5 protein-coding genes and 1 pseudogene are annotated in these 8230 nt (G+C 73.7%); 1 reads left to right on the top strand and 5 read right to left on the bottom strand.

Annotation, left to right across the window (positions count from 1 at the left end; genetic code table 11):
• Positions 1 to 1081, top strand: a 1081-nt coding sequence (locus ACFVS6_RS17645) for a DNA-directed RNA polymerase sigma-70 factor (RefSeq protein ID WP_389704705.1), incomplete at its 5' end; no start/stop codon positions are given.
• Here ACFVS6_RS17645 and sucD read toward each other — a convergent pair.
• The 5 genes and pseudogenes from sucD to ACFVS6_RS17620 form a co-directional block, all read right to left on the bottom strand.
• Positions 1029 to 1865, bottom strand: a pseudogene (gene sucD, locus ACFVS6_RS17640) (succinate--CoA ligase subunit alpha); the annotation flags it as partial. The gene ACFVS6_RS17645 and the pseudogene sucD overlap by 53 nt on opposite strands.
• A 21-nt stretch (positions 1866 to 1886) precedes the next feature.
• Positions 1887 to 3065 carry an ADP-forming succinate--CoA ligase subunit beta gene (gene sucC / locus ACFVS6_RS17635; RefSeq protein ID WP_385579966.1) on the bottom strand — a complete coding sequence of 393 codons (1179 nt, stop codon included), beginning with the start codon at positions 3063 to 3065 and terminating at the stop codon, positions 1887 to 1889.
• 289 nt (positions 3066 to 3354) lie between these two features.
• The gene (locus ACFVS6_RS17630) at positions 3355 to 4554 is read right to left on the bottom strand and encodes a VWA domain-containing protein (protein WP_389704703.1); all 1200 of its coding nucleotides are present in this window, start codon (positions 4552 to 4554) and stop codon (positions 3355 to 3357) included.
• 118 nt (positions 4555 to 4672) lie between these two features.
• On the bottom strand, positions 4673 to 7006 hold the full coding sequence (locus ACFVS6_RS17625) for a DUF5682 family protein (RefSeq protein ID WP_389704702.1): 2334 nt from the start codon (positions 7004 to 7006) through the stop codon (positions 4673 to 4675).
• Entirely contained in the window at positions 7003 to 8109 is a 1107-nt protein-coding gene (locus ACFVS6_RS17620; protein WP_389704700.1) for an AAA family ATPase, read from the bottom strand. The genes ACFVS6_RS17625 and ACFVS6_RS17620 overlap by 4 nt, the downstream gene beginning before the upstream one ends.
• Positions 8110 to 8230: the final 121 nt, after the last annotated feature.

Here is an 8230-nt window from a genome sequence, read left to right as displayed (position 1 = left end):
CCCGCGAGCGGCCGTCGCGGCCGACCCCGCGCACCCCGGCGCACCCGCCGACGCCGAGGCCGAGGCCCGCGCCCCCCGACCACCGGACCCCGCACCGGACCCGGCGCCGACGGCCGCCTCGGCCGAGCCGGCACCGCCCCGGACGGCGACCGGGTCGCAGGCGGCCGGCCCGGAGGTGGCCGAGCCGGAGCCGACCGGCGCGGCAGCGACAGCGGACGCGGCAGCGGAGGCACCCGAACCGGCGCCGGCGCCCGCCGACGCGCCCCCGGACGATCCCGTCCAGGCCTTCGAGTCCCTCTACGCCTACGCCGCCCCGGCCCTCACCCGGCAGGCGTACCTCCTCACGGCCCGCCGCGCCCTCGCCCACGAGTCGGTGGAGCGGGCCTTCCAGCAGGCCTGGGACCGCTGGCCCGAGGTCGCCACCGACCCCGACCCCGTCGGCTGGGTGCGCGCGGCCGTGTACGAGTACGCCCTGTCCCCCTGGCACCGGTTCCGCCGGGCCCACCGCCACCCCGACAAGCCGCCGGCCGACCCCGCCGACCGGGTCCTGCTCGACGCCCTGCTCGCGCTGCCCCCGGTGCACCGCCGGACGGTGCTGCTCTACGACGGCGTCGGCCTCGACCTGCCCGACACCGCCGCCGAGACCGAGGCCACCACCCCGACCGCGGGCAACCGCCTGCTCCGCGCGCACGACGAACTCGCGGACCGCGTGCCCGAGCTGGCCGACGTCCCGCCGGAGAAACAGTCCGCCGTGCTGCGCGAACGGCTCGGGGCGGTCCGGCCCGCCGTACGGCTGGAGCCGCGCCCCGCGGCCGTCGTCCGCGCCGCCGGGGAGCACCGCGGCCGGCGGTGGACCCGGGCCGGCCTCGTCATGACCGCGCTGATCGCCGTCGCGACCGCCTACACCACGGCCACCGCGCCGCGGGAGTACGAGCCCCCCAGCTCCCCCGGGACGAGCGTCTCCGGAGTTCCCCCGCACAGCGGACCCCAGCGGCTGACCGAGCAGAGCCGGGAACTCCAGGACAAGCTGCGCGCCGACCCCGCCGCGGGACCCGCCCGGGTCTCCCCCGGCCTGGAGTGAGCCCGACGGCGGCGCGAGCACGGAAACGGGCGTGGCCCATGGTCTTGCCCTCGGGGGCGGTGAAGCCCGCGACGTAACCGACGACCGGCTTGGTGACGTTCTTCGCGATGAAGTCCGCCGCACGCTCCTCGGCGTCGCCGCCGATCTCGCCGATCATGACGATGAGCTCGGTGTCCGGGTCGGCCTCGAAGGCCTCCAGGGCGTCGATGTGCGTGGTGCCGATGACCGGGTCGCCACCGATGCCGACGGCGGAGGTGAAGCCGATGTCGCGCAGTTCGTACATCATCTGGTAGGTCAGCGTGCCCGACTTGGACACGAGACCGATCTTGCCGGGCTTGGTGATGTCGCCCGGGATGATGCCGGCGTTGGACTGGCCGGGGGTGATCAGACCCGGGCAGTTCGGGCCGATGATCCGGGTCTTGTTGCCCTTGGCGGTCGCGTACGCCCAGAAGGCGGCGGAGTCGTGCACCGCGATGCCCTCGGTGATGACGACGGCCAGCGGGATCTCGGCGTCGATGGCCTCGACGACGGCGGCCTTGGCGAAGGCCGGCGGGACGAAGAGGACGGAGACGTTGGCGCCCGTCTTCTCGATCGCCTCGGCGACGGAACCGAAGACCGGGACCTCGGTGCCGTCGAAGTCGACGGTGGTGCCGGCCTTGCGCGGGTTCACGCCGCCGACGATGTTGGTGCCGTCAGCCAGCATCAGCTTGGTGTGCTTCATGCCCGTGGCACCGGTCATGCCCTGGACGATGACCTTGCTGTCCTTGTTGAGGAAGATAGCCATGTGAGTCTGTGACCTCTGCCCTTACTTCGCAGCCGCGAGCTCGGCGGCCTTGTCGGCCGCGCCGTCCATGGTGTCCACGCGCTGGACCAGCGGGTGGTTGGCGTCCGACAGGATCTTGCGACCCAGCTCGGCGTTGTTGCCGTCGAGGCGGACGACCAGCGGCTTGGTGACCGCCTCGCCCTTGTCCTCGAGCAGCTGGAGCGCCTGGACGATGCCGTTGGCGACCTCGTCGCACGCGGTGATGCCACCGAAGACGTTGACGAACACGGACTTGACGTCCGGGTCGCCGAGGATGATCTCCAGGCCGTTCGCCATGACGGCGGCGGAGGCGCCACCGCCGATGTCGAGGAAGTTGGCGGGCTTGACGCCACCGTGGTTCTCGCCGGCGTACGCGACGACGTCGAGGGTGCTCATCACGAGACCCGCGCCGTTGCCGATGATGCCGACCTCACCGTCGAGCTTGACGTAGTTGAGGTTCTTCGCCTTGGCGGCGGCCTCCAGCGGGTTCGCGGCCGCGTGGTCCACGAACTCCTCGTGGCCCGGCTGCCGGAACTCGGCGTTCTCGTCGAGCGAGACCTTGCCGTCGAGCGCGATGATGTCGCCGTTGGCGACCTTCGCGAGCGGGTTGACCTCGACGAGGAGCGCGTCCTCGGCGATGAAGGTCGCCCACAGGGTCACGAGGACCTCGGCGACCTTCTCGGCGACCTCGGCCGGGAACTTCGCCAGGGCGACGATCTCGCGGGCCTTCTCGATCGTGACGCCCTCGTTGGCGTTGACCGGGACCTTCGCGAGGGCCTCGGGGGTCTTCTCCGCGACCTCCTCGATGTCCATGCCGCCCTGCACCGAGGCCATGGCCAGGAAGGTGCGGTTGGTCCGGTCGAGGAGGTACGAGACGTAGTACTCCTCAAGGATCTCGGGAGCGGTCTCGGCGATCATCACCTTGTGGACCGTGTGGCCCTTGATGTCCATGCCCAGGATGTCCGTCGCACGGGCGACGGCCTCGTCCGGGGTGGCGGCGAGCTTGACGCCGCCGGCCTTGCCGCGACCGCCGACCTTCACCTGCGCCTTGACTACCGACTTGCCGCCCAGCTTCTCGGTGGCCTCGCGAGCCGCCTCAGGCGTGTCGATGACTTCACCGGCCAGCACCGGTACACCGTGCTTGGCGAAGAGGTCCCTCGCCTGGTACTCGAACAGGTCCACGCGCGTCCGTCCCTTGTCTTCAAAGATTCGCAGTGATTCGCGGTTGTCTGCTATCTGCGTGGGCGTGCCGCGGAGGGCAACGTGACGGCGCTGTCACAAGGAAGGCGCACACGGTGACCGTGGACGCGGCATGTCCGTCCCGCAGGTTATCCCCGTGGGCCGTGGGTCCCTAAATCGCAGATCACACCTGAGCGGTGATACCTGTCACAGATCGCCTCACGGTTGAACTGCATCTTCGTGTGATCTGCCGATTTACGACCGCACGGGTGCGCGACCGCGCCCGGTCCCGTCAGGGAACCGGCAGGGGCCGCTTCTCCAGCGCCGCCGCCATCACGTCCGGGAACAGGTCGGGGGTGCAGGCGAAGGCGGGCGCCCCCAGGGCGGCGAGCGCCGCCGCGTGTTCGCGGTCGTAGGCGGGGGCGCCTTCGTCGGAGAGGGCGAGCAGGGTCACGAACTCCACCCCGGCGCCCTTCATCGCGGCGACCCGCTTGAGCATCTCGTTGCGTATGCCTCCCTCGTAAAGGTCGCTGATCAGGACGACCACCGTGTCGGCGGGCCGAGTGATCTTCGACTGGCAGTAGGCCAGCGCCCGGTTGATGTCGGTGCCGCCGCCCAGTTGGGTGCCGAAGAGCACGTCGACTGGGTCGTCGAGCTGGTCGGTCAGGTCCACGACCGCGGTGTCGAAGACGACCAGCCGGGTCGCGATCGACCGCATGGAGGCGAGGACCGCGCCGAAGACGGAGGCGTAGACGACGGACGCCGCCATCGAACCCGACTGGTCGATGCAGAGGACGACCTCCTTCTTCACCGCCTGCGAGGCCCGGCCGTGGCCGACGAGCCGCTCCGGGACGACCGTGCGGTACTCGGGCAGGTAGTTCTTGAGGTTGGCCCGGATCGTCCGGTCCCAGTCGATGTCGTGGTGCCGGGGCCGGTTGATCCGCGCGGACCGGTCCAGGGCGCCGGTGAGCGTGGCCCGGGTGCGGGTCGCGAGGCGCTTCTCCAACTGCTCGACCACCTTGCGGACGACGGCCCGGGCCGTCTCCTTCGTGGTGTCCGGCATCGCCTTGTTGAGCGAGAGCAGGGTGCCGACCAGGTGGACGTCCGGCTCGACGGCCTCCAACATCTCCGGCTCCAGCAGCAGCGACGCCAGCCCCAGCCGCTCGATCGCGTCCCGCTGCATGACCTGCACCACCGGCGCCGGGAAGTACGTACGGATGTCCCCGAGCCAGCGCGCCACGTTCGGCGCGCTGCCGCCGAGGCCGGCGGACCGCTCCCCCGAACTCCTGCGGGCGCCACCGGAGCCGCCGTACAGCGCGCCCAGTGCGGCGTCCATCGCGGCGTCCTGCCCGGTGAGCGTCCGGCCGGTGCCGTCGGCCTCACCCCCGCCGAGCACCATCCGCCACCGCCGCAGCCGCTCCGCGTCGCCGCCGGTGTCCCCGGCGTCGTTCCCTCCGTCGGCGCTCTCCGCCGGACTCTCCACTGCCCTCATGTCCCCGTCCCCTCCCACTCGTTTGCCACTCCTTCCGTACTCCGCCCCCGGAGTCGAACCAGGCCGTCCACGCCCTGCGTGCCGGGTCGGCGGGCTCCGGCAGAGACGGCCGGACGGCCTAGACCGGCACCGGGGCGGGTGCCGTGTCGACCGGCGCCGCGGACAGCAGCAGGCGGACCAGCTCGGCCGCCGCGTCCGCCCGGACCGGGTCCGGTTCCGCGGCGAAGCCCGCCGGGGCGCCGCCCGGCGCGGCGGCCCCGGCCCTGCCCCCCGGTCCGCGCCGGACCAGCTCGCCCAGGGTCCGCCTCACTCCCGGCTCGTACGCCCCGAACGTCCGCCGCAGCAACGGCAGTACGTCGATGAAGGCGCTCTCCGGCACGGACACCAGCCAGGTGTCGATCAGCCCCAGCAGCCGGTCGTCGTGGACCAGCAGCGTGCCGCCGCCCGCGCTCCCGCCGGCGAACCCCTCGATCCAGCCCGCCGCGTCGGCCGGGGCGGACGCCGGGGACAGGGCGAGCCCCATGAGCCGCGCCGTCTCCTCGGCCGCGAGCCGGCCGTCGTCCAGCAGCAGCCGCGCGGCCCGGCCGCGTATCAGCCCGGGCACGCCGTCCCGCCCGGCCAGCGCCCGCAGCACCGCCGACCAGCGCTCGCGCAGCCCGTCGGCCTCCCGCGCGTCCGCCAGCAGGGCGACCGCCCCGTGCACGCCGTCCACGTGACCGCGCAGTTCCGCCGCCCCGTCGGCGTCCAGCCCGGCCCCGCAGGCGGGCGGCAGCGCCACGCAGATCCGCTCGGCCAGCCCGGCGGCGACCGTGCCCAGCGCCGCCGCGTCCGTCCCCCGCACGTCCCCGTACCGCAGCGAACGGGCCAGCGCCGGCAGAGCCTTGGCCAGGCCCGCCACATCGGTGGCGAGCGCCGCCCGGTCGGCGAGCGCCCGCAGCACGGCCGGCAGCGCCTGCGACAGCCCGGCCAACAGGCACCGCTCGGCCAGTGCCGTGACCTCGCCGAGTTCCACGGCGCCGGCGGCGTCGGCCTCGGCCTTGGCGGTGGCCGCGCCCAGGACGGTGGTGCCCCAGATCCCGGCCTCGGCGACCCGTACCGACAGCTCCGGCTCCCAGCACAGCCGCCAGGTCTCCCGGAAGGTTCCGGTACTGCCGCGGGACGCGACGGGCGCCCCCCAGTCGATCCCGAGCAGCCGCAGCCGGTGCAGCAACAGCGACTTGGCCGCGTCGGTGTCCTTGCGCAGGTCGAGCTCCAGTTCGCGCTGCTGCGCCTCGGCCTTGAGCCGCAACGAACGCAGGCTGCGGGTGAGGTCCCGCTGGAGCGGCACGACGGGCGCGGCGTCCGGGACCTCGCCGAGGACGTCCCCGACCACGAGCCGGTCCTCGACCAGCGCGAGCGGCACGTCGGAGCCGTCGCACATGACGGCCCGGACCGCCTCCAGGGTCTCGGTGAGCCCCGGCAGCGGACGCCCGCGCACCGCGGCCAGGGTCGAGGCCAGTCGGACCGCCTCGATGACGTGCGCGGAGGAGACCTGGAAGTCCTCCTCCCGCAGCAGCCCGGCGACCTTGGTCAGCCACCGCTCGACGGGCCGGTCGCGGGCCGCGAAGAGGTGGGCGTACCAGCCGGGCGAGGTGATGCCCGCGCCGTACCCGCCGGCCCGGGCGAGCCTGCGGTGGGTCCAGGGCACCCAGGTGGTCTCCACCTTCACCTTGGGCAGGCCGGTCAGCAGTGCCCTGTCGGCGGTGGCCGTCGTCCGGGCCGCCAGCGCCGGGACGTGCCAGGCCCCGCAGACCACGGCGTAGTCGTCGCCGAACTCCCTGCGGGCCGCACGCATCCGCTGCCGCATGTGCGCCTCGCGGACCAGGTCGCGCGGGTGGCCGCCGTCCCCGTAGGCCTCGCGCAGGGCCCCCATGGCCTCCGCGAGGGCCTCGAAGGCGGCGAGCGGATCGCGCCCCGCCCCGCCGTCGCGGTGCTCGACGACGTCCTCCCACCAGCGTTCGGGGTCGTCGTACCCGGCGGCTCCGGCCAGTGCCCCGAGCGGGTCCAGGCGGACGTCCCCGGTCCGCTCCCCGTCGCCCCCGTCGCCCGGCTCCGGTCCGGGTCCCGGCGCCGGGTCCCGCACGGCGAGCGTCTGCGCGGCCGGCAGGTCGATGAACCGCACCGGCACGTCCCGGGATTGCGCCCAGCGGAGGGCGACCCACTCCGGGGAGAAGGCGGCCAGCGGCCAGAACGCGGCCCGGCCCGGGTCGTCGGCGGCGTGCGCGAGCAGGGCGACGGGCGGACGCATCCCGGGCTCCGCCGCCAGCGGCAGCAGCGCGTCCCCCTCGGGCGGGCCCTCGATCAGCACGGCCCGCGGCTGCGCCGCGTCGAGCGCGGCCCGCACCGCCCGCGCGGAGCCCGGCCCGTGGTGACGGACGCCCAGCAGCAGCGGCCCCTCGGCGGCCGGGCTCATGCCGAGACCTCCCGGCAGGCGCGGTAGAAGTCCTTCCAGCCGTCCCGCTCGCGGACCACGGCCTCCAGGTACTCCTGCCAGACGACCCGGTCCGCGGCCGGGTCGCGGACGACGGCGCCCATGATCCCGGCGGCCACGTCGGAGGGGCGCAGGACGCCGTCCCCGAAGTGGGCGGCGAGGGCGAGCCCGCCGGTGACGACGGAGATGGCCTCGGCGGTGGACAGGGTCCCGCTGGGCGACTTCACCTTCGTCCGGCCGTCGCCGGTGATCCCGTCGCGCAGCTCGCGGAAGACGGTGACGACCCGGCGGATCTCCTCCAGGCCCTCGGGCGCGGCGGGCAGGTCGAGCGAGCGGCCCATCTGGTCGACGCGGCGGGCGACGATGTCGACCTCGGCGTCGGCGGTGGCGGGCAGCGGCAGGACCACGGTGTTGAAGCGCCGGCGCAGCGCGCTGGACAGTTCGTTGACGCCGCGGTCGCGGTCGTTGGCGGTGGCGATGAGGTTGAAGCCGCGGACGGCCTGCACTTCCTGGCCGAGCTCCGGTATCGGGAGGGTCTTCTCGGACAGGACGGTGATGAGCGTGTCCTGGACGTCGGCGGGGATGCGGGTGAGTTCCTCGACGCGGGCCGTCATGCCGTCGGCCATGGCCCGCATGACGGGGCTGGGGACGAGGGCTTCGCGGCTCGGCCCGTGGGCGAGGAGGCGGGCGTAGTTCCAGCCGTAGCGGATGGCTTCCTCGGGGGTGCCGGCGGTGCCCTGGACGAGGAGCGTGGAGTCCCCGCTGACGGCGGCGGCCAGGTGTTCGGACACCCAGGTCTTCGCGGTTCCGGGCACTCCGAGGAGGAGCAGGGCGCGGTCGGTGGCGAGGGTGGTGACGGCCACTTCGACGATGCGGCGCGGACCGACGTACTTGGGCGTGATGACCGTGCCGTCGTCGAGCGTGCCGCCGAGCAGGTACGTCGCCACGGCCCACGGGGAGAGCTTCCAGCGGGTGGGCCGGGGCCGGTCGTCGGCGGCCGCCAGGGCTTTCAGTTCGTGTGCGAAGGCGTCCTCGGCGTGCGGTCGCAGTACTTCTGCGGGGCTCTCGTTCTCGGTCGTGGTCATGGTCCCCCTCCAAGGCTCTCCAGCCGCTTCCGGCTGCTCCACCCAAGGTGCACCATGCCACTGACAACACCCCCTGTTCATCGAGTTGTTGCAGGTCAGAGCGATTGTCAGTGGGGGTCCC

Source organism: Streptomyces sp. NPDC057939 (assembly GCF_042887545.1).
In the GTDB taxonomy this organism is placed as follows: Bacteria; Actinomycetota; Actinomycetes; order Streptomycetales; family Streptomycetaceae; genus Streptomyces.
Note: the sequence above shows the minus strand (reverse complement) of the source record. Positions and strands in the feature narration are given on the sequence as shown.